General features: G+C 43.2%; 24 protein-coding genes. 13 read left to right on the top strand and 11 right to left on the bottom strand.

The features are described 5' to 3' along the window. Positions 1-255 precede the first annotated feature (255 nt). From DWB79_RS00120 to DWB79_RS00090, 7 genes are all read left to right on the top strand, one after another. Entirely contained in the window at positions 256-1,563 is a 1,308-nt protein-coding gene (locus DWB79_RS00120) for a PQQ-binding-like beta-propeller repeat protein (protein ID WP_016522103.1), read from the top strand. Positions 1,564-1,588: 25 nt separating this feature from the next. After that, complete coding sequence (locus DWB79_RS00115; protein WP_016522102.1) at positions 1,589-2,386, top strand: hypothetical protein; 798 nt, start codon at positions 1,589-1,591, stop codon at positions 2,384-2,386. 48 nt (positions 2,387-2,434) lie between these two features. Continuing rightward, the gene (locus tag DWB79_RS00110) at positions 2,435-3,220 is read left to right on the top strand and encodes a hypothetical protein (RefSeq protein ID WP_016522101.1); all 786 of its coding nucleotides are present in this window, start codon (positions 2,435-2,437) and stop codon (positions 3,218-3,220) included. Between the two features lie 142 nt (positions 3,221-3,362). Further along, on the top strand, positions 3,363-4,067 hold the full coding sequence (gene deoD / locus DWB79_RS00105) for a purine-nucleoside phosphorylase (RefSeq protein ID WP_016522100.1): 705 nt from the start codon (positions 3,363-3,365) through the stop codon (positions 4,065-4,067). 119 nt (positions 4,068-4,186) lie between these two features. Next, the gene (locus tag DWB79_RS00100) at positions 4,187-5,950 is read left to right on the top strand and encodes a RecQ family ATP-dependent DNA helicase (protein WP_016522099.1); all 1,764 of its coding nucleotides are present in this window, start codon (positions 4,187-4,189) and stop codon (positions 5,948-5,950) included. A 274-nt stretch (positions 5,951-6,224) separates the two neighbouring features. Then, positions 6,225-6,464 carry a hypothetical protein gene (locus DWB79_RS00095; protein WP_016522098.1) on the top strand — a complete coding sequence of 80 codons (240 nt, stop codon included), beginning with the start codon at positions 6,225-6,227 and terminating at the stop codon, positions 6,462-6,464. A 3-nt stretch (positions 6,465-6,467) separates the two neighbouring features. After that, positions 6,468-7,139: a DUF8091 domain-containing protein gene (locus DWB79_RS00090; protein ID WP_016522097.1), complete on the top strand. Its 672-nt coding sequence runs from the start codon at positions 6,468-6,470 to the stop codon at positions 7,137-7,139. A 41-nt stretch (positions 7,140-7,180) separates the two neighbouring features. Here DWB79_RS00090 and DWB79_RS00085 read toward each other — a convergent pair whose 3' ends face one another. From DWB79_RS00085 to DWB79_RS00060, 6 genes are all read right to left on the bottom strand, one after another. After that, positions 7,181-7,921 (bottom strand): flagellar filament outer layer protein FlaA, encoded by a 741-nt coding sequence (locus tag DWB79_RS00085; RefSeq protein ID WP_016522096.1) that lies wholly within the window; start codon positions 7,919-7,921, stop codon positions 7,181-7,183. Then, positions 7,921-8,658 (bottom strand): flagellar filament outer layer protein FlaA, encoded by a 738-nt coding sequence (locus DWB79_RS00080; RefSeq protein ID WP_016522095.1) that lies wholly within the window; start codon positions 8,656-8,658, stop codon positions 7,921-7,923. The genes DWB79_RS00085 and DWB79_RS00080 overlap by 1 nt, the downstream gene beginning before the upstream one ends. 209 nt (positions 8,659-8,867) lie before the next feature. Beyond that, the gene (locus tag DWB79_RS00075) at positions 8,868-9,491 is read right to left on the bottom strand and encodes a hypothetical protein (protein ID WP_016522094.1); all 624 of its coding nucleotides are present in this window, start codon (positions 9,489-9,491) and stop codon (positions 8,868-8,870) included. 139 nt (positions 9,492-9,630) lie between these two features. After that, positions 9,631-9,855, bottom strand: coding sequence for a hypothetical protein (locus DWB79_RS00070; protein ID WP_016522093.1), 225 nt, complete (start codon positions 9,853-9,855; stop codon positions 9,631-9,633). Positions 9,856-9,954: 99 nt separating this feature from the next. Next, a complete protein-coding gene (locus tag DWB79_RS00065; protein ID WP_169558572.1) occupies positions 9,955-10,206 on the bottom strand; it encodes a hypothetical protein in 252 nt (83 codons plus the stop codon). A 636-nt stretch (positions 10,207-10,842) separates the two neighbouring features. Further along, positions 10,843-12,555, bottom strand: a complete 1,713-nt coding sequence (locus DWB79_RS00060; protein WP_016522092.1) for a M3 family oligoendopeptidase — start codon at positions 12,553-12,555, stop codon at positions 10,843-10,845. A gap of 310 nt (positions 12,556-12,865) precedes the next feature. On the opposite strand from DWB79_RS00060, the gene DWB79_RS00055 reads away from it, so the two are divergent. Together DWB79_RS00055 and DWB79_RS00050 are read left to right on the top strand one after the other, a co-directional pair. Continuing rightward, positions 12,866-15,283, top strand: a complete 2,418-nt coding sequence (locus DWB79_RS00055; protein WP_016522091.1) for an IdeS/Mac family cysteine endopeptidase — start codon at positions 12,866-12,868, stop codon at positions 15,281-15,283. Positions 15,284-15,593: 310 nt separating this feature from the next. Further along, the gene (locus DWB79_RS00050) at positions 15,594-16,112 is read left to right on the top strand and encodes a bacteriohemerythrin (RefSeq protein WP_016522090.1); all 519 of its coding nucleotides are present in this window, start codon (positions 15,594-15,596) and stop codon (positions 16,110-16,112) included. Positions 16,113-16,626: 514 nt separating this feature from the next. Here the strand turns inward: DWB79_RS00050 and DWB79_RS00045 are convergent. The 3 genes from DWB79_RS00045 to DWB79_RS00035 all read right to left on the bottom strand — a co-directional run bounded on the left by DWB79_RS00045 (position 16,627) and on the right by DWB79_RS00035 (position 20,825). Then, positions 16,627-19,161 (bottom strand): ATP-dependent helicase, encoded by a 2,535-nt coding sequence (locus DWB79_RS00045; protein ID WP_016522089.1) that lies wholly within the window; start codon positions 19,159-19,161, stop codon positions 16,627-16,629. Positions 19,162-19,171: 10 nt separating this feature from the next. Next, entirely contained in the window at positions 19,172-20,194 is a 1,023-nt protein-coding gene (locus DWB79_RS00040) for a slipin family protein (RefSeq protein WP_206181022.1), read from the bottom strand. A 421-nt stretch (positions 20,195-20,615) separates the two neighbouring features. Further along, the gene (locus tag DWB79_RS00035; RefSeq protein ID WP_040858883.1) at positions 20,616-20,825 is read right to left on the bottom strand and encodes a hypothetical protein; all 210 of its coding nucleotides are present in this window, start codon (positions 20,823-20,825) and stop codon (positions 20,616-20,618) included. Positions 20,826-21,180: 355 nt separating this feature from the next. On the opposite strand from DWB79_RS00035, the gene DWB79_RS00030 reads away from it, so the two are divergent. From DWB79_RS00030 to DWB79_RS00020, 3 genes are all read left to right on the top strand, one after another. Then, positions 21,181-21,774 carry a restriction endonuclease subunit S gene (locus DWB79_RS00030; RefSeq protein ID WP_016522087.1) on the top strand — a complete coding sequence of 198 codons (594 nt, stop codon included), beginning with the start codon at positions 21,181-21,183 and terminating at the stop codon, positions 21,772-21,774. A 383-nt stretch (positions 21,775-22,157) separates the two neighbouring features. Continuing rightward, positions 22,158-22,388: an antitoxin gene (locus tag DWB79_RS00025; protein ID WP_016522086.1), complete on the top strand. Its 231-nt coding sequence runs from the start codon at positions 22,158-22,160 to the stop codon at positions 22,386-22,388. After that, the gene (locus DWB79_RS00020; RefSeq protein WP_016522085.1) at positions 22,388-22,756 is read left to right on the top strand and encodes a PIN domain-containing protein; all 369 of its coding nucleotides are present in this window, start codon (positions 22,388-22,390) and stop codon (positions 22,754-22,756) included. Before DWB79_RS00025 ends, DWB79_RS00020 begins: the two co-directional genes overlap by 1 nt. A gap of 218 nt (positions 22,757-22,974) precedes the next feature. Here the strand turns inward: DWB79_RS00020 and DWB79_RS00015 are convergent, their stop codons facing one another. Next, on the bottom strand, positions 22,975-23,784 hold the full coding sequence (locus DWB79_RS00015; RefSeq protein WP_016522084.1) for a tyrosine-type recombinase/integrase: 810 nt from the start codon (positions 23,782-23,784) through the stop codon (positions 22,975-22,977). Here DWB79_RS00015 and DWB79_RS00010 point away from each other — a divergent pair. Beyond that, positions 23,728-24,441: a restriction endonuclease subunit S gene (locus tag DWB79_RS00010; protein ID WP_084762250.1), complete on the top strand. Its 714-nt coding sequence runs from the start codon at positions 23,728-23,730 to the stop codon at positions 24,439-24,441. The two genes, DWB79_RS00015 and DWB79_RS00010, sit on opposite strands and share 57 nt — an antisense overlap. On the opposite strand, the gene DWB79_RS00005 is transcribed toward DWB79_RS00010, so the two are convergent. After that, the gene (locus DWB79_RS00005; RefSeq protein WP_206182127.1) at positions 24,412-25,767 is read right to left on the bottom strand and encodes a restriction endonuclease subunit S; all 1,356 of its coding nucleotides are present in this window, start codon (positions 25,765-25,767) and stop codon (positions 24,412-24,414) included. The two genes, DWB79_RS00010 and DWB79_RS00005, sit on opposite strands and share 30 nt — an antisense overlap. Positions 25,768-25,874 lie beyond the last annotated feature (107 nt).

Genomic DNA, 25,874 nt, shown 5'->3' with positions numbered 1-25,874 from the left:
GAAGATATACGGCATTTTATCTATACGGAAAATCTCATCATGCGATCGCGGTTTGTAGTAGTCATTCTATTAGCTGTTACAATCGGCATTACTGTATTGCAGTATTTTTCCATTCGGCGAAAAACTTTGTATTTCGGAATCGGCGATAAAAAAAGAACTGAGAGTTCTTTTTTGAGAACTTTGGTTCTTTGCAGAATTTTCGCTTGACGGCAAAAAAATCATCCTTTACGCTTGAGGTGTAGAAAGGAGTTTAACATGAAACGGAAAGCTTCTATTGGGATGAAGGGTAGCATCAGAATAAGTATTATCTTTGCAGTACTGATAACACTTTTGATGCTATGCACCTCTTGCGATCTTTTGTTTCTGGCTGTAGAAAAGAAATATCCTCGCTACACACCTAGTTATGCATATCAACTCTTGTTAGAAGATGTATGGAACGAAAGTCGGCCATACACTGAAGGGAAATATCTGTATCTTATTGAATATGAAAATAGAGGAGGAGTCCGCCTCATAAAACTCGACATGGAAACAGGCGCCTATCAATGGTATGGAGATAGGATGTATGAAGCCGATGAAGGTCGTCCTTCAAACATCGTAAAAATCGGAGATGTCCTTTACGTTATGCGTTTTGAAAGAGGACTGCTATATTGTTACTCGGATACGAATGGAGCATTGTTGGCGCGGGTACAAATTGGCTCCACAAAAGAAGAAATAATCCATAACCGTAGTGTATCCAATACGATTATGACAGATGGTACGGCACTTTATTGGGCAGCGGACAAAGAGGACATTGTAAAACTTGATGCAACAGCAATAGACTGTACGAAAGGATGGGTAATACAAATTTGTCCTCCAGTTCCGCTGCAGCTTAATGCTCATTGGAACGGAAATAGATTGGCAGATCAACAACTTATCGAAGGTATACTGTATCTACTGGCATATAGTCAAAACGGTTCCGGTATCGTTGTCGCTGTCGATTTACAAACCAAAACCGTAAACTGGCAACGACAGCTGGATAATATCAATATGAACAGATACTACGATAACGAATTATACATCAAAGACGATGTATTATATGTGTTAACCAATTCCTTTATACGGATGGATAAAAGAGACGGCTCAATACTTAATCGGTATGACGGCGAAATAGTACCTCCTTCAACAGATCCGGTTGCCGAATCAACCATTTCGCTATGCCGCGTTCGATGTAGTAATGAGCGGCTGTATTACATCGCCGTGCGGGATTTTCCGCCATATAAGTGGCGGAAAGACGACTATTGGTTGATATGTATTGATGCCGTAACATTACAACGTTTATGGAGTGTACCGTTAGAAAATGCTTCATACAGCACACCGCTCACTGTGGCAAACGGAAAAATATATATCATAAAATACAACGACGGCTTATTGGTGTTTGATGCAAAAACGGGAAAACTGCACGGCGCCGATAAAACGGTTTCAGGTTGGTCTAACGGTATAAACGTCTTGTATAAAAATCACTATATCTTTTTTAATAGGAACTCTAATGACAAATACGCAAGCATTTCTTCTATGCGGGTATAAATTCGATATACGAGGAGAATAAACTATGAAAAAGTATGTATATTGCTGCGCAATATTTTGCATAGCGGTTTGCGCCTATCCGCAAGAACTGCCTCAGGCAGACGGAAATGAAGCAGTTCAAAGTGAGACCGTTATGGAAGGAACAACGTCGGAGAGTGTTAAACAAGAAATAGTACCGGAGGCTGTTATGCAGGAAGCAACACCGGAAATTGCCCCTGCTAAAATAACCGAAGTACAGGCGATAATGGGGAAAATCCGGATTGATGGGCTGATTAAGGATGGGCTTTTTAAAAACAAAACGCTCATCAGTCAACAGGCATTGCTGTTGACCGAAGCACAGCGGCTTAATCTGCAAGAACAACATAAACTGGGGTATGTAAAACCGCTTCTGTTTAACTGTTTATTAGGGTTCGGTATCGGGAACTTTGTCAATAAAGATAGAACCGGCGGGATAACCCATGTAGTAATAGACAGCCTTGCAGTCGGTACTATAGTTATTGCCGGCTCTATTTATGCAGGAGAGGCGCTTGTGTACCTTTTTTTATTACCGGTTTTACTATTAGGGCAAGATGACAAACAAGTATCAGACACATGCTCATCAATTGAGAAGACAATGAAAAGTTGCGAAATAATCGTTCAAGCAAGCTTCGGCGTATTTCTAGCAAATAAACTTGCCTCAATTATCAGCGTGAGTGTGCATACGGCAAAATACAATAAAACGCTTAAAGAAGTGCTGACTCCGGCAGGAGTGCAGGTGTCTGTTCAGGCTGCCCCTATCATCGCTCCCAATCAATTCGGATTAGCGTTGAGTATCAATTATTGAAAGAAGTTCCTGATAGTATTATTCTCTCTTTTGTGTTACTATCGCCGCATGATCGGATTCTTTCTCAAAAAAAATTTTTTTGACGGGTGGGATAATTTTCTTCCGCTCGCTCTTTTCAATATTGCGGTTATACTGATTGTTTTTTTATTTTTCGGCTTGGCATACCTGTTGTCATCAATATCCGTGTTGTCTTTATTGAGCTTGTTTGTTTGTATCATATTACTGGGAGTGCTGCTTTTAGCTACCTCTAATTTGATGTCCCGCATTGCCGATTATAAATCGTTTTCATTTAAGGAAATCGGTGAAGAAATCAAACATACGTGGCTGCACGGTGTTTTATTCGCAATAATCGAAATTTTTTGTTGGATCGTTGCCGGAGTCGCCGTTCCCTATTATTTTTCGTTTCAAAATTTTCTCGGCCTTTTTCTCGGTGTTACTGTCGTATGGATTTTTGCGGTTATACAGCTGTCGCTTTTATGGTTTTTTCCGATACGGAGTAGACTGGAATCGAATTTTCGCAAGTGTCTTAAAAAGTGCTTTATCGTTTTTTTTGATAATACCGGATTTACGTTCTTTATGCTGCTGTACAGCGTCGTCCTCATTATACTGACCCCGTTCTTAGCTTTTTTGGTACCGGGTTTGTCTGGGATTCTGCTTGCATGGAATAATGCCTTTAAACTGAGAATGTATAAATATGATTGGATGGAGCAGCATCCTGAAATACCGATTCAGACTGCGCGGAAACAAATACCGTGGGATGAGTTACTGGCGGAAGATCGGGAAACGGTTGGTAGCCGGTCTATTCGAAATCTTATTTTTCCGTGGAAAGACTGATGGCTGCATTCATAATATTTGATAGTATCTATAGGGCATCTGCAAAAACTGAAATTTTTGAGGAAGCTATCCAAAAACTTTAGTTTTCGGGTAGTTCCCATCTCTTTGTTTTTTTGATAGTTTTGATAATAAGGAGGATATGATGAGTATTCATATTGGAGCAAAACAAGGTGAAATTGCCGAACGGATTTTATTGCCGGGCGACCCGCTGCGGGCAAAATTTGTTGCCGAAAATTTTTTGGAAAATGCGCGCTGTTACAATGAAGTCCGCGGTATGTACGGGTTTACCGGCACGTATAAAGGTATAAAGGTTTCCGTGCAGGGAACCGGTATGGGGCAGCCTTCTATTTCCATCTATGTGAACGAGCTTTTCCGTGAATACGGCGTGCAGAAAGCTATCCGTATCGGTACTGCGGGAGCATTACAAAAAGATATTCCGCTTCGTTCATTGATTATCGGGATGAGCGCTGCGACCAATTCAGGTTCAAATACGCTCCGTTTCCGTGGAACTCAGTTCGCGCCTACAGCGGACTGGAAGCTTTTAAAGCATGCCTATGATGCGGCTGTCCGCTTAGGGTATAACCCCTTGGTTGGCCCCATCGCTTCGTCTGATGTATTTTATGACGAGCTTGAAACGTGGAAACTCTGGTCGCGGTACGGTCTTTTGGCGATTGAAATGGAAGCCGCTGAGCTATACACCCTTGCCGCACAGTATAAACGGCAGGCGCTCGCACTGCTTACCATATCCGATAATATGGTTACCAATGAAGAAACCACGGCGGAAGAACGCCAGACATCGTTCACTGCAATGATGCAAACCGCGCTTGAGGCAATTATCGCCGAATAAATATAAATCGAAAGAGAACGGGGATATCTCAGAAGCCGGTTACTTTTTTTGATAACCCGTTTCTTACTTTTTTTGCAAAATTGTAAGCCATTTTGCTGTTGGTGACGCATATATATGGTATGAATATCATCAACAACAAAACGCCTAATGGCGAAATCCCCTATCTTTTTGAACAGGAGACGGCGCTGCCCGATACGGAAAGCTGTCCCGTGATTTTTGAATCGGATAATCCTGAATACAGCTTGGAAAAAACAGCCGATGCAGTTTCTATCTGCGCACAGACCGTATTCGGGATTCCGGCGTTGTACCCGTGGCAGCGGCTCGTGATTGCCAATATCCTCGATGCCATACACGCCGCCGAAGCGGTCGAAGCTGCCGCATCGTCGGCCGGTATTACGGCGTCGCACACCGAACCGCAATATGGACAATATGCCACAGAGCCGGCCGGAATTTCTACAGCGCCGGTCGGAACCGCGCTACCGCAAGCAGAGGATTACTTTCCGTCCGGCACGGGAGAACCTTTAAGCGAACTTTACGACGAGGATGGCGTGTTGCGGGGCAGGCAGATTGTTCTTTTACCGACCGGCGCGGGAAAATCGCTGTGCTTTCAGGTGCCGGCGCTGCTGTTGGATAAGCCGACACTCATTATCTATCCGCTTTTAGCCTTGATGAGCGACCAGATGCGCCGGATGTGCGAAGGTAATCTTGAACCGGTGTTGTTCCGCGGCGGCCAAAGCGGACAGGAACGAGCCGCGCAGTATGCCCGCCTCGAAGGTACGGACGGCAAACCGCCTGCAAAACTCATCATTGCAAATCCCGAAATTCTGATGCAGGAAGAAGTGTTAAACCGTATTGCAAAGCGCGGCATTGCCCACCTTGCTATAGACGAGGCGCACTGCGTTAGTGAATGGGGAGACAGCTTTCGGCCGGCCTATCAAACACTCAAGCAGGTTATCGAAACGTTGAAACCGCCCGCCGTTACCGCTTTTACCGCAACAGCAGGCAACGAGGTGTTGAAACGTATCAGCGAACTCCTCTTTGACGGACGGGCGCATCTGGTGCGCGGAGAGTCGGATCGTACCAATATTGCCTATTATGTACGGCAATGCCGCGTAAAGGCGCCTGCCCTCCTGCAAGAGGTTATGCAGCGGCAGCGGCCGATGGTTATTTTCTGTGCGACGCGGAACGGTACGGAACAAACCGCTGCGTTTTTACGCTATACGCTGCGGGATCGGGCGATTCGGTTTTATCATGCAGGCTTACAGCGGGATGAAAAAGATGATGTGGAGCAATGGTTCCATCAGCACGACAGTGCGATACTGGTAACGACCTGTGCGTGGGGCATGGGCGTCGATAAAAAGAACGTACGCACTGTGATTCATCTGAATGCGTCGCCTACTGCCGAAGCATACATACAAGAAGCGGGCAGGGGAGGGCGGGACGGAAACCCTGCGCAGGCGGTGTTACTGTGGAGCCCCGAAGACAAGGTGCGGATTGCGCTATTACCGGAAAAACAACGGAAACGGGCGGAAATACTCGTGAGTTTTGCCGAAAGCGGCCGCTGCCGGCGCGAGGTACTGCTCGAAGCACTCGGAGAAGTGCGGGCAGTTCCGCTTCATGCAGGGGATGAAAGCATTGCCTGTTCCGGCTGTGATATCTGTAACGGAACTGCGCTGCTGTATCCGCAGGATGAACAGGAGCTGATCAAGTTTGTAGCGGCAAATAAGCGGAAGTTTACCGCCTCGAAGCTTATCCGCGTATTACACGAAAATCTCCCGCTCTGGCGCGCCGGCGATATTAGCAGCCTTGTTTCGCAGCTTATCCAAGAACAGAAAATCTGCCCAGCCAATGCGTTTTTCTGGAAAGGAGCGCTTATATGTTAGGGTAAACGCATCAGGCTCTTTTTGAATTTCCCCGCAGAATATATAGGCCGTTCAACCAGAATTTCGCCGCTGCACGGCTCAAATGGTCGCCCGACCTATATATTCTGCGGAATTTGCCCTATTCCCCTGATGCGTTTACCCATTTGCTGAAAAAAATGAGTGAAATTTTGTGCAAAATTTCGCTCAAAAGGTGGATATCCCAAAAAGTATCTGATGCATTTGCCCTGCTCTTTTGCTCTTGTATGTTTTTAAAAAAAACTGCTATAGTGTCGGTATGACGCTCTATGAATATTATATGATATTTCCCGATGGCGATACGCAGGAAGTTTCCGATGAACTTATGGTCGGATCTCTGTACGACATCAACGGTAGGCGATTAATACCGCCGCTTCCGACAAATAAAATGATTGTGTATCAGGTATGCGGAAAACGTACCCATGAAGAAAGGGGTACTGTTACAATTTATTACATATTAGAACAGTTGGATGCGGTTGAATTACGTGCATACCTCTAATGAATGATCAACACTTATAATGAAACACACCTGCACCGTACCCTAAAAGACTTGTATAGCAGTACCGGTGCCGTGCAGGAAACCTCGTTGCAGGGATTTATCTGTGATATTTACGATGCAGGGCGGATAATAGAAATACAAACCTCTAAACTTTCCGCTCTGCGAGCTAAATTGGAAAAGCTTTTGCCGCTGTATCCTATTCAGATTGTCTATCCCATCATCCAAAATGCATATATACTGATGCTCAATGCAGACGGCTCTAAGCGCAGCTGCCGTAAAAGTCCTAAGCACGGCAATTTCTATCAGATTTTCAGAGAGCTGTTAGGGATTGTTCACTGTCTTGATAATCCAAATCTTACGATACAAATCTTGTATATCGATTGTGAAATTATCAAAATAGATGATAAGAAGGGGCGAAGTAGATATAAAAGACCGCGTATTATTGATAAAAAGCTGTTAAAGATACATCGGGAAGAGGAATTTCACGGTATCGATAGCTTGATCGCGACATTTATGGCAAAGCTGCCTGATGTATTTATTAGCGCCGATGTAAGGAAATTAGGCACCGGTGTATACGCATCATATATCCTATCGTTTTTAAAAAAATGTCAAAAAATAGCTTTTTGTACGAAAGCGGGGCGCTATCATGTGTATAAAAAAACCGGTATCGAATAGATACCGGTTTTCAATCGATTGATACGAGTTAGAACAACGGTTTACCAGCTGTCTTTCATATCGTCATCATCGCGCATATCGACTTCATAAAGGTCGGTAACGGCACGAAGATCATCGAAATAGATGTAGTAATTTCCATAAGCTTCCCACGGATTGCATTCAATGCGGAAACCTACAACCTTTAAGCCCATGCTTGTTCCATAGTGATAATCTTTTTGTACAATTCCCGTTCCTGCTGCATTCTGGGGAGGAACTGCAACGGTCATCAGCTTCCATCCTGCATGGTTCAGCTTTCCTACATAGAGTTCAAAGCGCTGTCCCATATAGTCTTCAAGGATGAGCTTTAAAACGTGCGGATAGCTTCTACCGACAACCCAAACGCTGACAGTTTTCGTAATGCCTTCGACCGGAATCGGTTTGACAGCACGGACTTCAAAGCTATTATAACCGCGGCGATAGAAAGACACCTTTGTACCATAAACTTTGCTATCGGGGAGATTAAGGTTTTCTTCTTCCGGAATCGGCTTTTTCTGTTTTGGAGCACCATCAAACAAACGCCCTTGAATAACGCCTTCGTCTGAAGACATGGAACACGTCCAAGAACCTTCATTTTCAAACTTATCGACCGACACTTCTTTTAAACGCTGTTCTGCAGATTCAACGCCGATACGAGAAGCATCTATTTGATCCAAGTCTAATCCATCGCGAGTATTCTCTTGGGCAAACGCAAACAACGATAATGCTGATAATAATGCTGCTACGGTAAAGTATTTTTTTGTCATTATTTTCCGCCCTCCTTATTCGAATCGGCATCATCAAACTTGGCATTCTCTAACTCAAAACCGTCATAAGAAGCCATACGTGTATTTGTTAATGCTTTGAATTCATCAAAGAAAACATAAAAGTCATCAACATTCTCGGTAGGCTGAGTGCGGATTCTAAATGCGACAAAGCTCATATATTTAAGCTGTGATAAATAGCGTGACCGCTGTTGAATATTTGTAGGAACGGTAACCGCTAAATTTCTCCATCCGTGATAGTTTAATGTCGCAACCGGCAATGTATGTATTCGTCCGTTGCAATCGCGTACCAGAATTTCAAGGTCATACGCATAACCTGCACCCCAGACCCAAAGATCGAATCTTTGAACAATCCCTTTTAAGGGAATTTCATAAGGAGCGGCATCATCGCCAGAGCCTTTCGTCGGATAGACATCGACCCAGTTATCGCCTTGGCGGTTAAATTTAAACTGCATTCCTAAAAATTTGTATTCTTTATCGGAATCAGATTGCATAACTCGCAGAGCGTTCGGCATTCCGTCAAAATACTTTAAGATAGGATAACCTTCAGTGATAAATTTACTTCCAATACCATTCCATGCTATCTCTGATGATTCGGGGGAGTCAAAAGTCTCCACCATATACGTTTGATAATTAACACCGCTATCCTGCGCTGCCAATGGAGTACAAACGACTGCAAACATCAGAACAAAGACCGTAATAACAACGCCTTGTTTCATTCACAACTCCTTTTATTTCCGCCGATATTCTAAGAAATCATACCCATTATAGTCTGAAAAGAAAACTTTGTCAAACAACTCGTAATCCTCAAACCTGAAATAATGGAGCATCAATTCCGCAGCGGATGAAGAACTCTGCCTACAGTATCGGCAGAGTAGGTGAAATATACAAGGGGTAGACGTTTTTTTTGTATTTTTTGTCCGCCTGTTTAACCGGCGTTTCCCTGTCGGTATAGGATAAAGTGGAGTACCGTACCGATTAAAGCGATGCCTGCTAAAATCGAACCGTAGATTATTGGGTTTCCTTTAAAATAATGAAGTCCCAGCGCAAAAGTACCCAGTATAAGGATTCCTATAAATAGAAGGAAGCAGAGGGTACAGGCAACGGTGTAATAGAAAGTAATATCGGTGCAAAAATGTAAGAGTGCATCCAGAATAAAAAGGGCGCTTGCGTACAAAATGATGCAGAGCACAATGGGCATAATGCGGAGATGTGTGCTGGCGAGAAATAATTGCTGATATATTTTTACGGTAAACAGACCAAACAGCGCTGCCGGAATTGGCAAAACGTTAAAACCGGAAAAGATCAGTGCGATTAATAGTACAATGCAGAAAGGAATAAAGGTATCTACAAAAAAGGAATAAAAAAAATAACTTCCCAACGAACCGATATAGCGATCTGTTTTTGCAGAAAAAAAAGACACAATCAGTAAGAACAGCGTTGTCGCTGCACTACCGACAAAAAACAGAAAGATATGCTTATTTTTTTCTTCTAACTGAAAGGCATAAGAGAAAAAAATGAGCGGAATACAAAGTAATAGTAAAACAGCCATATTCAGTCAGAATATCATAAAATGATACGATAGACAACGCTCATTTTAAATAGAACGGGAGACCATTCAAAATGTTCTATAAATTTGAACAGCCCCCTGTTCATTTTTTCGATAATACAATGTTGAACCACCGCTCCTCTTACGGATGGCGTGCGGCTATCCCTTTTTCGATCAACGATATAAACTGATTTTCATACCAATCTTGCGAATAAGGTACATGCTGGCGGACAACCGGTCGAAGTTTTAATTCAATCGTGTCCTTACACGGTTCGCAAACATCATATTCGCGGATATGCCAATAGGTTCTGCCGGTTATAGGGTTAACCAACTCTTTTTTGCAGATGTCACAATGTAAAGTTTTCATAACGATGCTCTCCTAATAATAAAGCTTGTATGTAAAAGCATACCGTATATTTGTTTTTTTGTCGAGATAATCGAGCAAATGCATCAGATGATTTTCTAACTATTCCCGCAGAATCAACAACCCCGACGCAAGCGTCGGGGCACAGTGCTCAACGTTTCGCACTGTATGGGCTATCCGGCACGGATGCCGGTAGTTTTCAGCAAAAACGATGTTTTGAGCGTCCCGCTCAAAACTCGTAGCCAAGGATGTCCACGGATGGACATCCTTGGCGGGGTGGTTGCAGTCGGCTTTAATACCCTTTGTTACGACGCAGAGCGTCGGGGTATTAAATCCTCCGCACGAATAAAGCAACTATTCGACCAGAGTTGAACCTCTTCGCGGTTCAAATGGCCTCATAGTCCCTTTATTCTGCGATTTTGATTTATCTATCTGATGCGTTTACCCTTCGTATAAAAGAAACTTTCCGTAAGCCTTTTGAAATAGCCTGTTGAGCAGTGTACTTCCGTGTACGCTGCTCAACGACGAGATTTGTGCATAGCCCAAATCTCGCTCCTGCATAACACCACCGCCATCCATGGCGGTTCTGCCCCTTCAACGCTTTTGCGAATAGACGATGCAGATGCTAGGAGCGTACAAAAAACACCCGCAGGCACGCTAAAGAATGAACGTCCGTGTTCATTCTTTAGCTGCGAGTTCGCAGTGCGAACTCGATTCTGCTTGGAGCCACCGCCATCCGTGGCGGAAATGATACATTGAGCATTTATTGCAGAAGCGGCATGGATGCTATTGTTCGGGAATGTACATCCTTGTACAGTCCCGAACGGCGAGTTTGCTTTCGCAAACATCGCTTTTGCATAGAACCACTGACATCCTGTCAGAGAAGCGATATTTCGGCTTTGCCGAAATTCGCCATTAAAAGTGTACACGGATGTACACTTTTAATGAAGCGACAACGCAGATGCGCCGTATATTTGCAAAAGGATATTTTCAAAAGGCAGAGTCGTTGATGCTATTCAGCCACCCCGTACACGCCGGAACAACGGAAGCAATACATCCCTCTTTAAAGGGATTTTTCAAGTTAGCCAGTTCCACCAGGCGGAGAAAGGAGTCGCGGCCGCCTGCTTTACAGAGGCGAAGGTAATCCGCCCATGCTGTTTTCCGGTCGGAGAGGCTTTTTGCCCAGAATTGCAATGCGCATACTTGAGCAAGTGTGTAATCGATATAATAAAACGGCGTACTGAAGATATGTCCCTGGCGCATCCAATACCCGCCGCGGTTCAAGAAATCGTTATCGTCGTAATCCCGTTCCGGCAGATATTTTTTTTCGATACTGCGCCATGCAACTTTTCGTTCTGCGGGGCTTGCTTCGGGATGCTCATATACCCAGTGTTGAAACTCATCGACCGTAACGCCGTAGGGTAAAAACAGAAGCGCTCCGGATAGATGGGTAAAGCGGAATTTATCAGTTTGCTCTTCAAAAAACAGATTCATCCACGGCCATGTAAAGAATTCCATACTCATCGAGTGTATTTCGCAGGCTTCGTAGGTCGGCCATACGTACTCCAGCAGGCGGGCATTACGGCTCTGATAGGCTTGGAATGCGTGCCCTGCTTCATGGGTCATTACTTCCACATCGTGCTGTGTATTGTTAAAGTTCGCAAAAATAAACGGCGCCTTGTAATCGGGAATTGTGGTACAATAACCGCCTGCTGCCTTTCCCTTTTTTGCAAGCACATCGAGCATCTGATGCGAGGTCATGAAAGTAAAAAATTCATCGGTTTCGGGGGAAAGTTCCGCATACATCTTTTTAGCGTTCGCCAAAATCCAATCGGGATTGCCATGGGGAATCGCATTGCCGGTGGTATATTCAAGCGGTTCATCATAGTAGTACAGCCGTTCCAACCCCAACCGCTTTGCCTGCCGCTTTCGTAAGTTCACGGCTATCGGCACAATTTCGCGGTAGATTTGATTCCGATAGGCAGCAACCATCTCGGCATTGTAGTCGGTTCTGCCCATCCGGTCATATCCGAGCTGCACGAAGTTTTTGTATCCGAGTTTTTTTGCGATGCGGGTGCGCACTTTGACTAAATTATCGTAGATGGAATCGAATTCTGCTTCATTCTCTGCAAAAAAACCGTAGTAGGCTTTTGCCGCTTGTTTCCGTGTTGCACGGTCTTGATCCTGCATAAAAGGAGTCAGCTGCGCGAGCGTGCGTTTCTCTCCTGCAAATTCGATTTCTGCCGAAGCGATCAGTTTGTCGTAGCTGCTGGTAAGTTTGTTTTCTTCCGCTAAATCTTCCATAATAGAGGGTGAAAACACCTTCATATCAAGTTCGGTCATTGCAAAGATATGTGTTCCAAGTTCTTTTTCCAGTTCTTGACGGAAGGATGATGCAAGCAGCTTTTTATTAAAGTTATTGGTCATTTCGATATAAAACGGATTTGATTCATCAAAAAACGTATTTTCGGCATCGTAAAAACCGTCGCGGGTGTCGATACTGTGCCGTATTTCTGCAAGGGTTTGCATAGTTTGATAATGAGATTTAAGCTTTTGTACTTCGTCGATAAGAGCGATCTGCTCTGCTGCCGAATGTGCGGCTTCAAACTGCTGTTCAGCTTTTTTAAATGCTGTTTTTAATGCCTCCATATCGGGGCGGGTATAGGGAAGGGCGGTAAACTGCTTCATTTCCGGTGTATTCATATATATGCTCCTCTGGTTCTGATAAAATTGTGCGAAGCGATTATAGCATAAGGCCGATGTTTAGGACAGCATCGGAAATTCTCAGGGCAACGACATCAAAAATATTTTAAACGGTTGTCTTCCCACTGTACGAAATTTCATAGGTATAAGGTGAGCATCTAAAATAAAATTTCGCACATTTTTTTGCCCGGTACTTGACGAATATTCGATTAATTTGTATATATACCGCAATCAAAATATAAAAGTTCTCTGGTGTACGTATGGTGTACGCTATTGGGGAATCCCGCATTTTTTATTATGGAGTCTACTTATGAAAAAGCCCTTGGCTATCTTTCTTTCTGCCCTAGCAGTTCTGTTCTTTTCAGCATGTAATAACAATTATCCCGCGCCTATCCCTGTTACCGATATTGCATTTGAACCGCCGCTTCCAACCAAACAGCTTTCGCTCAGTGTCAATACAACATACCAACTTAATGCAAAAGCAAAGCCCGATAATGCAACAAATACAAAGCTTACCTATACGTCGGACACCCCAACTGTTGCTTCTGTCAATGATAAAGGCGTGATTACAGCAAAAAAAATCGGTCAAGCTGTCGTTACGATTAAGGCAGCTAACAATATTTCAAAAGAGATCACGGTGACTGTAACCGCAGTACCGGTTACGGATATCGTATTCGATCCTGCCTTGCCGGGAAATCCACTCTCCTTAAGTGTTGGAGGAACCTGTCCGCTTCATGCAAAGGTACAGCCCGAAAATGCAACGGACAAAAATCTTACCTACAGTTCAAATAATGAAGGGGTTGCATCTGTAGATGCCGGAGGACTGATTACGGCAAAAGCGGTTGGAAGTGCGAAAATTACGATTAAAGCAGCTGACGGTGTTTCTAAAGAAGTTCCCGTAACCGTTACTACAACGCATATCCCTGTTACGGAAATTACTCTCCCTTTTGGTGAAACTACTATTTCCTTGGTGAATGGAGATACCCGTCAAATCAACGCTCATGCCATGCCTGAAAACGCAACGAATAAACAACTAACCTATAGTTCGGATGATGAAACAGTTGCAGTTGTAAATGACAAAGGGGTGATTACGGCGAACGGGGTCGGCTCTGCACACATTACAATACAAGCCGCGGACGGTATTACAAAGGTAATCACCGTTACCGTTACGGCAGCGCATGTTCCTGTTACTTCTATTATATTCGACCCGCCGCTCCCTGCACAGCCGATAGAGTTGGTTATCGGTCAAGTATATAAATTCGGTGCAAAAGCAATGCCTGAGGAAGCTACAAATAGAAAGCTGACATTCACCTCATCCAATAGCTCGATAGCATGGCCATGCGGTGAAGGGAACAGTGAGGTAAAAGCTGACGGGATCGGAGAAGCAACGGTAACCATAACCTCCGATGATAATCCTACTATTTGCAAGGTTGTTCATTTTAAGATGAAGCCAAAACCTGAGATTAAGATAAAAACAACCCCTGCAGAATGCGAAAGTAATGGCGGCGAGGCAACGTTTACGGTAGAAACACTCAAAGGAAAACTTGACTATACGCCTGAAGTCGTAGAAGGAGGCGCAAAATGGCTGAGTGTAGCCGGTAAAGATCACACTGATGAAAGTACAGATACGGTACGCTTAACCGTTCAGACAAACAAAACCGTATGGAATAGAACTGCATGTATCAGATTTAAGGATAATATTACGAATGAATACATCAAAATTTCAAGTAAAAAATATTTGGAAGTGAAGCTTACTCAAAAAAAGAATGAGAATCCGAACGTAACGGTACGGTGGGTACATGGAATAACGCCGCCTAAAGAAGAAGAAAAGGAAAAGATTGAGGTTATCAAGAATAAGATTCCTACCGGGACATACTATGATACCAATTACGTTTTTTACTGGCCGGAAACACAGACTACCACATTTTTTAATACACGGAAAGTCGATCATACGCATGCTCCGAACGGAGGTTATCCCGATGGTAATCAATGTTGGGCTAAAACCGATGCTAATATGCTGCATTGGTGGTTTGAGCAAAATAAAGGTAATATAAAAAAATACATAGAAAAGAAAGGTATAACAGGCAATGCTGCAAAAGCGTATGAGCCTGTTTATACACGCGGACTTGCAGATAATCAAGAGAACATAAAAAGTTCCATAGCAAACCTCTTTCGAGAGAAATGCATCGATAAGGGGGGAGACCCTGCTAATGGACTACAGTGGTATCTCTTCGGATTAGATGATTTTGAAAATGCAAGATCTAACGTCTCTTCTCCGGCATTATTTCCGGATGTCTTTAATAAAGAGAATACTCCTATCGACAGAGCAGCTATTTATACAAAAAAAGAGTTCGAGACTACGCTTAAAGCTGCACTTGAATCTCAAAAAGCGGTTGGGCTGAATAGATATGGGGCTGACGGTACCCAACATGCCATAACACTGTGGGGCGCTGCCTTTGATGAGGATAATAATATTATCGCCATATATATTGGCGATAATAACGATGTGTCCAATAAAATAGTCCCTTACGGTATATGGTATAAAGATGGAGTAGATATCTATGCCGAAACTGAGCCTGTGATTGACTCAAATGATCCGCACTATTTTAATCCGTATTTCTTTAATTATAGTAATAATAGTTATAACGATAATCATTATGTCGGTCAAATAATCACTTTGGATAAAGGTGAAGCACAGTGGGCAGAATGGAAGCGCAAACACCCCTAAAATAGCCTTTACAAACAACACCCCAGTTATAAAAAGTTCAGCTGGACTTTTTATAACTGCATAGTACGCAAATATATTAAAAACATATAGGTATTTTTAGAAAGCGGATACATTCGTTATGGATGTGTCCGCTTTTTTTATTCGTGCGGATGTATCATAAAAAGCGAGGTAAGGCAACTTTCTATTTGACATTATAGCCATATCGTTTTATTCTAATAATGATTACTAATACCTAAAACGTTCTAAAAGCTATCGGTTCTTTTGAACGATTTAGTAGGAGTATATCAGTATATAAAGGGATGAAAAAAGTATGGTAACAGAAACAAAAGATACGGGAGAATTGAATACCCCTTGGGTAGAATGGGATAAAAGACTGGAACTCGGTATTCCGCGAATCGACAGTCAGCACCGTAAGCTGGTGGCAATGTGCAATGAGCTGCGCGAAGCACTGATGAACCGCCAAAAACGGAGTAAAGACGAATGGCTGGTAACGGTAGGCGATGTACTGCGGCAAGCAGTCAGTTATACTCAAACACACTTTACCGATGAAGAAAAATTGATGAAAGCATGCGGATTTTCCGGCTATGAAGCGCATAAGCAGCGGCACAAGGAGTTTGTCCAAACAATTACACAGGTATTGAGAGGATTTGACGAAATGACCGTAACGCTCGGTTTTGATTTTGCCGACTATCTTCGAGATTGGATACTTTCGCATATCGCCTGCGAGGATAAGCAGTACTGTCCGGTTATGCGCTCTTTTTATCACGCATTGCAGGAATACAGCCAGCGGAACCATACATCCGGATCAGCTGCCGCACCACAGTCTTAGATTAAATCATCCCTGCACGAATAAATTTTCAAACTGCTAGTTCGCATTACGAACTAGCTTCCTCGTGGAACCACTGCCATCCTTGGCGCTGTTGAGCAGTGTACTTCCGTGTACACTGCTCAACGACGAGATTTGACCGGCGCTCAAATCTCGCTACTGCGTGCAACCACGCCCGTCCTTGGGCGTTCTGATATGTTGAGCATTTTCAGAAGCAACGTTTTGCCGGGGGCAAAACTTGCAAGTTTAAGCGGCATTGCCGCTTAAACGTTGGCACGGATGCCGCGCGTATTAAGCAGAAACAAGTTTGACACCGGTCAAACTTGTGTTCAGCGAAGTACACGGATGTACTTCGCTGAACGAGCAACGCAGTAGATGCACACACCTCCAGCGCTTTTGCAAAGAGACGGCGTAGATGCTAGGAGCGTACAAAAAACACCCGCAGTCGTATCTTTGATACGTCGAGGACGGTTTTTTGTTAAGCGACAACGCAGATATGCCGTATATTTGCAAAAGACTAGTCGACACGAAAAAGTTGAGCCCTCTGATACGCAGGGAAAAAGCGTTTCTGGCTGCCGCTTTCAAATTGCACGGTAATCACCAATTCACCGCCGCTTTGCCGCGACTGTACGACATAGCCGTAGCCGTAGTCGTCGTGAAAGAGACGCTGCCCGCACTTCCATAGCGAGGCTTCCTCATCGGCGGGAGAGGCAAAGCTTGCTATGGGCTGTCCGGCAACGTCAACCAGTCCCTCGTCAATTTCCGCTAAAAAGCGGCTCGGTTCCATATACGACAGCTTCCCGTACATCCGCCGTGCCGCACAGCTGGTCATATACAGCGCGTCCTGTGCACGGGTACAGGCAACGTACATCAGCCGTCGTTCCTCTTCCATATCTTCGGCGCTTTCGTCATTGCGCGGAAAAATACCGTTTTCAAGACCGGTGATAATTACATTGCGGAACTCAAGTCCTTTTGTGTTGTGCATGGTGATAAGCTGCACGGCATCGGCTCCTGCTTCGGTTTCCGCAAGGCTGCGGTCCAGTTCGATATGTTCCAAAAAGGAAGTCAGTCCGGCAGCCGAGCATGGATACAGTGAGGCGGTATTGGCAAGCTCCTGCAAGTTCGCTGTTTTCTGCGTGCCCATTACTTCGTCCTGATTCCGGTGAAAGACGCCTAAACCTGTTTGCTCAATAACAGCCAGTACAAAGGCAGCGAGCCGCTCGTCCTGCTGCCCGTGTTTCTGCGTAACTGCCTGTTCAGAGGCGCCGGTGTCTATGGTACTGCCGGTTGAGACATCAGACCGCAGGCTGTCGGCTTGTGCGTCGATGTCTGTTGCAGTATCGACCGGCGCAGCGTCGGTGGTATTTGCGGAATCGTATTCGGCAAGGAGGTCGCGGAGCGAATGCAGTGTGTTTAAGAACTCCAGCAGCGCGGTACCTGCTTTCTTAGATATCGGGAGCTTTGCTCCTGCGTCGAGCAGTACGGTAATATAGTCGGCTCCTTGTTGCGGCTGCTGTTGCGGTGTACCTTCTGCTTGTTGTTGCGAGGGCAGGGCAGTGGGCTCTTGCAGTTGGGACAGCTCCGGCTGTACTTGTTTCTGCAGAGGCTGGGCATCGGTATCTTGTAGTTGGGCAAACTCCGGCTGCAGCGATTGCGCGGAGCTGTTTTGCAGGTGAGTAAACTCCTGTTGTGCATCTTCGTTATCTTGTTCCGGTGAACTGCCGAATGCCGATGAACCTGTATATGCGGATAAATGTGCAAATGCTGCGCGGGCATACGCGACCAGTTTGTTCTGTGTGGTTTCGCCGATTCCCCGCGCGGGTTTATTCACCATACGGCGGAATGCAATTTCGTCGCGCCCGTTTGCGATAAGCGCCAAAAGAGCCAGCGCGTCCTTAATTTCCTCTCGTTCGTAGAACTTGAGTGTACCGACTACTTTGTGCGGGATTTTTTCGTGCAGGAAAGTTGTTTCAAAGTTGAGCGACTGTGCATTGGTACGGTACAAAATTGCCCAATCTGAATAGGCGCCTCCCGCCCGCACCGCTTTTTTGATGAGCTGTACACACAGTTCTGCCTCTGCGTCTTGAGACGGTAGGTAATAAAGGCAGGGTTTTTGTCCGCCGGTTCCGCGCGCTGCAATCAGCGTTTTACCGAGCCGTCCTTCATTGCGGGACACAACCGAGTCGGCGACGCGCAAAATCGGTTCATACGAGCGGTAGTTCCGCACCAGCCGGATAATCTTTGTGTGCGGAAATTGACGGTCAAAGGTGAGGATATTCTGTACTTCAGCGCCGCGGAACCGGTAAATAGACTGATCATCATCGCCGACAACACAGACATACGTGTCTTCGCCGGTCAGTTCCCGCAATAGCTGAAACTGAGCGCTGTTTGAATCCTGATACTCATCCACGAGGATTACTTTAAAGCGTCTATGCAGCTGTTGCGCAATAGCGGTATGCTCTTGCAGCAGCTGAACCGGCAGCATAATCAAATCTCCGAAGTCGGCATTCCCCGTTTCGCGGAGCCGCTGTTGATACGCACGGTAGATTACAGCAAACTCAGGCGCGGGGTCGATCATCGTAAGCTGCGGGCTATCGGGCAACAGGCAATAATCTTTCGCGCGGGAAATTTTCCGTATAAAGCGCTGCGCCTCCTGCTTATTTAGCTGAGGCAGCGCTTTCATCAACAGCGTTACCGAATCATCATCATCGTAAATCGTAAAATTAGGAGAAAGTCCCGCCCATTCGGCATATCGGCGCAGCATCCACGCACCGAAAGAGTGAAAGGTACGGATACTCGACCGACCTGCGCGTTCATCCAGCGCCTGTGCCCGCTCTGCCATTTCCCGAGCAGCCTTGTTGGTAAAGGTAACTGCCAAAATCGATTCGGGGCGTACCCCCTGTTCAGCAATGAGCCACGCAATTTTTGTTGTAATAACCCGCGTCTTCCCCGAACCCGCACCTGCCAAAATCAAAAGCGGCGAGCCGGTATGACACACCGCTTCAAGTTGTTCAGGATTTAAAACCGATAAATATCCGCACGTTTCTTCCATCGTTCTCATGTTACTTTTGGCTAAGATTTCCCGTCAGTAATTCTTTAAGTTGATCTAAAATCTGCCCGCCGCCGGTAATGGAAATTTGGCTGATCTTTTCGCTCATCTTATCGACATATTCAAGTTCCTTGAGCTTTAGCAGCAAGGGATTTTCCTCCATCAATTTAGCGGTATTGAGGAGGCTCCGCGTCGAGGCGGTTTCTTCGCGGCGGGTGATGATGTTCGCCTGCGCCTTCTTTTCGGCAATCAACACTTGATTGACAATATCCCGAATCTCTCCCGGCAAAATAATATCTTTCAGTCCGCACGAAAGCACTTCGATGCCGAATTGCGTTTGATACGGTTTTAAGGTCTCCATGACGAAAGTATTGATTTCCTGTTTTTTTTGCAGCAGCTCATCAAAAAGGAGCGTACCGACATACTCGCGCAATGCGAGCTGGAAGCACACGTACAGCTGATTTTCATAATCGGCATTTGAAACCAGCGCAGCAACCGGATCGGTTATTTTATACCGGCACATAAAATTAAGCCGGAGCAGGACTTTATCCTTTGTCAATATTTCCTGACCCGAAATTTCAAGCTGCCGCGCCCGCATATCGGCTTTTATCACATTGACTGATTGAGTACCTTTCCAGAAAAAGTAATTCCCCGGTTCCAGTATTTTGATGAATTGTTTATCAAAGTAGAGAAGTCCCTTCTCGTATGGTTCAACTCCATAGCTGATAACGTAGGGTTTCAATACATCGGCAGTGAGGATATTCCGATCAATATCCGTGCTGATTTCAGGATTGTTCAAATCAATCTGCTGAAATGTTTTGGCACGGCTATTATTCCAAAAAATATGCTGTCCCGGTGTTAACACGTCTTTTAAAAGCTCATCCTCAAAATAGAGCGCAATATGACCGGCGCTCACTGTAACGGTTTCCGTTTGATTGCGGAATGTCTCGTCGGCAAGCAGTTCAGCCGGATCGCCTGCGGTATGCAGTTCTTCAAAAACCGAATGATATTCAAGCGTATAGCTTTTCCAATTCAAAAAAAATCCAGGCTTTAGGATTTTGATAAACTTTCCGTGCTTAAATAGCAATACCTTTTGATCAAACCTAATATACATACTTCCTACGGGTAATTGCATCAGGCTGTTTTTACGACCTCGCAGAATTATTGGGGTTGTTCAACCAGAATTGAACCACTTCGCGGTTCAAATGGTCTCACAACCTCAATAATTCCGCGATTTTTACCTATGCGTCTGATACAATTACCTTCTCTCCTAAAATAAATGGCGCGAAAATTTCTTGAAAATTTCGCGTAATATAATTAAAGAATACGGAAAACCTGTCCTGCCGTCGGAGAACGGATCGCGGCTTTAGGAATGCTGCAATGCTTCTATGCTCGGTACGGTTAGGCGCTCTTTCTAAAAAGAGAACCGTAGCGTACTGAGTTTCGGCAGCTGCGCTCTACATTCCGGTATCTGCTGCAATGCTAAGTTGTCCGCCGGTTGCCGTCTGCAAGCTCCTCACCTGCCCCCGCACAAGTCCTCGGGACGGCACGGCATCAGATAGAAACAGCATGCAAAAGCGCCGAGACATCAGCGCCTTTGCCGCAGACAGCGAGGGCAAGTATTCCGTATGTGTTGTGGTGCTTCTTTTCAGAAGCTGTGTTACCATACGCTGCGTGAAGTGCAGTTGGGAATCGAACCCAATTAGTCCAGTCCGGGCGAGAGAGCGCTTTGCTTCAACTCGGTACCGGATTATCTCATATTTTTTCACGGCAGAACGCAGGAGACTACCGTTCCGGCGCTGCTGTGCTCTGAATGAAACACCGCGTGAAAAAAATAGACGTCTTATTGTATGAGTTTATCGAGGGCTTGACTAGGGGAAAGTGAAAGCTCAGGGCAAATACTTAAAAAATGTCGAGTGTACTTGCCTTCTTTTTGTGAACATCTCTAGAAGTTATATCTGAGTTTTTTGCAGATGCCTATGATTGTATAACAGGCACTATGAGAAGTTCGAAGACGGCAGGGTGAAGGATATCGAGGACGAAATCCCGTTTGCCGTACCGGAGGGCTGGGCGTGGTGCAGGTTGGGGGAGATTTGCGAATTCATATCCAGAGGGAAAACACCCGTTTATACAAAAGAAAGTCAATATCCGGTTTTGGCACAAAAGTGTAATCAATGGGATAGTATAGTATTAGATAAGGTTCTTTTTTTAGATCCAAATTCATTATCAAAATGGACTAATGAATATCATCTACAACACGAAGATATTGTAATAAATTCTACAGGGACGGGTACTATTGGGAGAGTTGGTATCTTTGATATAGGAATTCTAGGTAAATATCCTTTTATTGTCCCTGATTCACATATATCCGTTGTGAGATGTTATAAAGCATACATATATCAAAAGTATATATATACTGTTTTTACATCTGAGTATCTGCAAACTAAAATTAATAAGACTGCAACCGGATCTACCAATCAAAAAGAACTACCGAAAAACGTTCTAATAGAATTCTTTCTTCCTCTTCCCCCACTTTCCGAACAACAACGAATCGTTGCCAAAATTAAAGAGCTCTTTGCTAAACTTGATTTTATCACGGTTTCGCTAACAGAATAGTTTTGTCTCAATTGAATTCAGATAGTTACAGTTTAGTTTTTATATTGGACACAATACCAATCGACTTATCACTGTTTTTCATTGTCTACAGGCTTTTTACATCTTTACATCTTAAACGATTCTCTTTTGCTGTACTTTTGTAAAAAATCGTTTTGATATGCAATACACACGTATTGACTTTTGTATATTGTTAAGTATATGCTTTTAGCAAAGAGTGTAAAATGAAAGCCGTACAAATAGAACGACTTTTATTTACTCAAGTTTGTACAAGTGCAAACTTGTACATCTATATCATACGCACGTTCTCACTTCATTGCGAACATGCGTAAAAAGTCAAGCGGAAGTTAATACTTTCTTCTTGACTTTTTATGGGGAAAAGCACTATGACATATGCAAAAGTCTTTATAAGCGGTAATAGCCAAGCGATACGGCTACCAAAAAGTTTTCAGGTATCTGACAATCAATTATGTATTAAAAAAATCGGTTCATCAATTGTGTTATTCCGCGAAGATAATCCATGGGATAGTTTTGATAGAAGTTTAAATAAATTTCCTGATGATTTTTTTATAGAGGGACGGAAACAACCGGAAACACAACAACGGGAAGGTATTTAGTGTATTTACTTGATACAAATATCTGTATATATATTATAAATAATCGACCTGAACGAGTACGAGAAAAACTAAAAAGCATTGATCATAGAATCATATATCTTTCAACAATTTCATTCGGCGAATTGCAATATGGGGCATACAAGAGCAGTAAACCGGAAGAGAGCAAGCATGCATTACTGGATTTTGTAAAACCTTTTACATTTGTTGATTTCACGACAGAAGATGCGGAAGCATTCGGTGCAATTCGGGCATATTTAGAAAGAAAAGGCAATGTAATTGGGGCGTATGATATGCAAATTGCTGCACAGGCTATGACAAGAAACTTCATATATACAAAGTTGCTTTATATACTGCCGATAATATGTTAGAATATGATTTCCGTTAAAAGCGAAGAGCAATAGTTTTAAACAGTATCAAATGGGCATCTCTAAAAACTCGGTTAGATTTTTAGAGATGCCCGACGAGTTTCAGTTTAAGTCTTTACAGAACAAGCCGATAGGCTTGCAGTTTTTAGAGGTTCCCAAATATTTCAAATCAACAACATCGAGGCAACGTGTCGGAGTTGTTGATTTAACTGTGATTCTTTTTACCACGTTACAATGGTATCGACCAGTTCCCGTTGTTCGCTTGCGGTTCGGCGTAAGTAAATTCTTGTAGTTTCAATACTTTCATGCCCCATCAAATCGGCAAGCAGAGAAATGTCATTGAACTTTTCAAGAAAATTCTTTGCATACCGATGCCGGAATGAGTGCGGATATACAACCTTTCCACTTATTCCGTACTTTCTTGCATAATTTTTTAATTGCTGTGCAATCCCGCGGGTGGTAATATGCTTTTTAAAACGATTCAGAAAAAGATAGCCGGATTGACGTCCGATTGATTCCAGCCATTGTAATGCTTCTTCCTTCAAAATTTTGGGAATATACAACCGCCTGAGTTTTCCTCCTTTTGAATATAAATCAAAGTATCCCAATTTTACATGCTCAACTTTAATTTGAATAAGTTCACTGACGCGCGCCCCTGTAGCCGCCAGAAACCACACAACAAAATACCATTCAAGATTTCCGTCTGTTTTAAGACTTGATTTCAAAAATTGGTAATCAGCGTTACTGATAACGTTTTCAAGAAAATTTTTCTGCTGAACTTTTACGAACTTCAACTGAAGTTGATCTTGGTGCATAAATTGTAAATACTTGTTAATGCCCTGAATCCTCAGATTCACCGTCTTTGGTTTAAAAAATTCAATCAGATACCCTTTATATGCAAGCAGATTTTCCTTGCTTAAAGAATCATAATGTTCGGCATAGTATTTAACCGTCCATAGGTAAGATGTAAGCGTATTCTGAGAAAGATTGCTTTTCTTCAAATACTCTTCAAAAGTTTCGTCGCTTTTCATAACGATCTCCCAATAAATAAAATTTGCGAACATTCGCTTATTGGAAAGTATACCGGTAGTGTATTTTCTTGTTATTATGAGAAGATTGATGGAAAAAATGATATTTGCATAGATGATGAGATTCCTTTTGAGCTTCCGAAAAGCTGGCAATGGTGCAGATTACATGAACTTGGTGATACTAACATAGGACTAACTTATCATCCTAAAGATTTGATAGACACTGGTATTCCTGTTTTACGGTCAAATAACATACAAGATGGAAAATTATATTTATCAGATTTAGCAAGAGTACAAACAAAAATATTCGAAAATCAATATGTTGTAAACAGCGATATTTTAATTTGTGCGCGAAACGGTAGTAAAAATTTAGTTGGAAAATGCACTATAATTAGAAATTTACCTGAAAAAATGGCCTTCGGTGCATTTATGGCCGTTTTTAGAAGTAAATTTAATCTCTACATTCTTAGATATTTGCAAAGTTTTTACTTTAAAGATTATTTAAGAGAATCAAATTCAACTCAGATATATCAATTAACACAAAATATGCTAAGAAATGCACTCATTCCAGTCCCACCAACTGAGGAACAAAAAAGAATTGTTGCTAACATTGAAGAAATGTTTAATGTTTTAGATAAAATTCAAAATAATCTCGGCTAAATTTTCCATTATTTTATTGATATTTCGACATATTTTAATTTGCTCATTTAAGGGTGGAATCGGAATAAGAATTTTTGAAAGAAATTCTTTTCCAATCCGCTGCTGTCCTACAGCACCTGTAAAATTACTAATACCTGCTTTGATGAAACTATCGGTTTTTATAAACCAAAATACATATTCATTAAGAATATATTTACTGTTTATTCGTAATATATGTAATTCCGTAGTTCCCGCTCCATGTTTGTTATTTAAATTCTTAAAAATTACAGATTTTCTATTTTCAAAACAAGGGGTGATTTTTGCAATTCCAATATCATTATCGGAAAAATGACTGAAACCGGATTTTACTGTTCTCCATGTTCGTAATTCATAGGTAAAATTGCTATTAAATTCTGAATCAATTAAGGTCATTGGTACGAAAGAAACTTCTAAAGCATCATTCAGCTTATTCTTAGGATTTATTTTACATATTGAAGAAATTTTTTCCCAACACCAGTTTTCCGGCAAATCAAACGGCACTTCAATCTGTTCCTCGGTTCCGTCATCAATCTTCTCATAATAACAATTATCAGCAGCATTTTTATAGATGTACGAATCATGCTTGTCTCGTTTCACCTCACCGGTTGCGATTTTAGCTTCCTTCTCAGCACGGAGTCTTTCCAGCATAACGCTTGCCGGTTCATCATTCGGATCTTGTGGAACAAGTTTTCCGTGAATGGCTAGTTCTAGGATTTTGCTTTTTGCTTGCTTGATAGCGGTTTGTAGGTCGGTTTTGCTTTGCTCCAATAGATCGATTTGTGCAAAGATTGCTTCGATTTTTGTGACGATGCGTTGTTGTTCCGGTAAAGACGGAAGAGGAATAAGAGTTGTTATAATTTTTGCTTTAGAAATATTTGGTTGTGCCCCACCAAAACCAAGCTGTATAAATTCTTCTCTGTGCTGCAGTAAGAAGTAAAACAGGTATTTATTTGAGATACCCTTAAAATCACTACAAACACAACAAGCCTGATTTGTTGAGGCAGGGGTTGATAATATTCCAAGTTTCCCGATTGTAGCTCCGTACATAGCCATGCAGACAGAGTTTATCGGATTTAATTTCAATGAGGTTTGACTGTATGCCTCTTCTGTAATTTTATTAGGAATATCTGTTATGATTCCATCGTTTAAATCACCAGTTAAAAGCCATGGAATAGTTCCATTTTGATAAAAAGCAATGTTTTTTCGATTTGGCGTACTTCCTGAGCGCCAAGAACCAACTTCTCCCAACCTGCACCATGCCCATCCCTCCGGCACGGCAAAGGGAAGCACATCCTCGATATCCTTCACCCTGCCGTCTGAGAACTTCTCATAGTGCCTGTTATCATCACCGATAAAAATATACGAATCGTTTTTATCGCGTTTCAGTTCACCGGAGGCGATTTTTTTCTCTTTTT

It is taken from the genome of Treponema medium (assembly GCF_017161265.1).
GTDB classification, from domain to species: Bacteria; Spirochaetota; Spirochaetia; order Treponematales; family Treponemataceae; genus Treponema; species Treponema medium.
This window is presented reverse-complemented; position numbering and strand designations above follow the sequence as displayed.

What these genes read in the sequence shown, in the direction of transcription:
- DWB79_RS00075 (WP_016522094.1), bottom strand. Translation starts at nt 9,491, where the DNA reads ATGGCTGTTTTACTATTACTTTGTATTCCGCTCATTTTTTTCTCTTAT.
- DWB79_RS00035 (WP_040858883.1), bottom strand. Translation starts at nt 20,825, where the DNA reads ATGGTAACACAGCTTCTGAAAAGAAGCACCACAACACATACGGAATAC.
- DWB79_RS00070 (WP_016522093.1), bottom strand. Translation starts at nt 9,855, where the DNA reads ATGAAAACTTTACATTGTGACATCTGCAAAAAAGAGTTGGTTAACCCT.
- DWB79_RS00120 (WP_016522103.1), top strand. Translation starts at nt 256, where the DNA reads ATGAAACGGAAAGCTTCTATTGGGATGAAGGGTAGCATCAGAATAAGT.
- DWB79_RS00050 (WP_016522090.1), top strand. Translation starts at nt 15,594, where the DNA reads ATGGTAACAGAAACAAAAGATACGGGAGAATTGAATACCCCTTGGGTA.
- DWB79_RS00025 (WP_016522086.1), top strand. Translation starts at nt 22,158, where the DNA reads ATGACATATGCAAAAGTCTTTATAAGCGGTAATAGCCAAGCGATACGG.
- DWB79_RS00015 (WP_016522084.1), bottom strand. Translation starts at nt 23,784, where the DNA reads ATGAAAAGCGACGAAACTTTTGAAGAGTATTTGAAGAAAAGCAATCTT.
- DWB79_RS00085 (WP_016522096.1), bottom strand. Translation starts at nt 7,921, where the DNA reads ATGACAAAAAAATACTTTACCGTAGCAGCATTATTATCAGCATTATCG.
- DWB79_RS00100 (WP_016522099.1), top strand. Translation starts at nt 4,187, where the DNA reads ATGAATATCATCAACAACAAAACGCCTAATGGCGAAATCCCCTATCTT.
- DWB79_RS00090 (WP_016522097.1), top strand. Translation starts at nt 6,468, where the DNA reads ATGATCAACACTTATAATGAAACACACCTGCACCGTACCCTAAAAGAC.
- DWB79_RS00060 (WP_016522092.1), bottom strand. Translation starts at nt 12,555, where the DNA reads ATGAATACACCGGAAATGAAGCAGTTTACCGCCCTTCCCTATACCCGC.
- DWB79_RS00055 (WP_016522091.1), top strand. Translation starts at nt 12,866, where the DNA reads ATGAAAAAGCCCTTGGCTATCTTTCTTTCTGCCCTAGCAGTTCTGTTC.
- DWB79_RS00080 (WP_016522095.1), bottom strand. Translation starts at nt 8,658, where the DNA reads ATGAAACAAGGCGTTGTTATTACGGTCTTTGTTCTGATGTTTGCAGTC.
- DWB79_RS00110 (WP_016522101.1), top strand. Translation starts at nt 2,435, where the DNA reads ATGATCGGATTCTTTCTCAAAAAAAATTTTTTTGACGGGTGGGATAAT.
- DWB79_RS00045 (WP_016522089.1), bottom strand. Translation starts at nt 19,161, where the DNA reads ATGGAAGAAACGTGCGGATATTTATCGGTTTTAAATCCTGAACAACTT.
- DWB79_RS00095 (WP_016522098.1), top strand. Translation starts at nt 6,225, where the DNA reads ATGACGCTCTATGAATATTATATGATATTTCCCGATGGCGATACGCAG.
- deoD (WP_016522100.1), top strand. Translation starts at nt 3,363, where the DNA reads ATGAGTATTCATATTGGAGCAAAACAAGGTGAAATTGCCGAACGGATT.
- DWB79_RS00115 (WP_016522102.1), top strand. Translation starts at nt 1,589, where the DNA reads ATGAAAAAGTATGTATATTGCTGCGCAATATTTTGCATAGCGGTTTGC.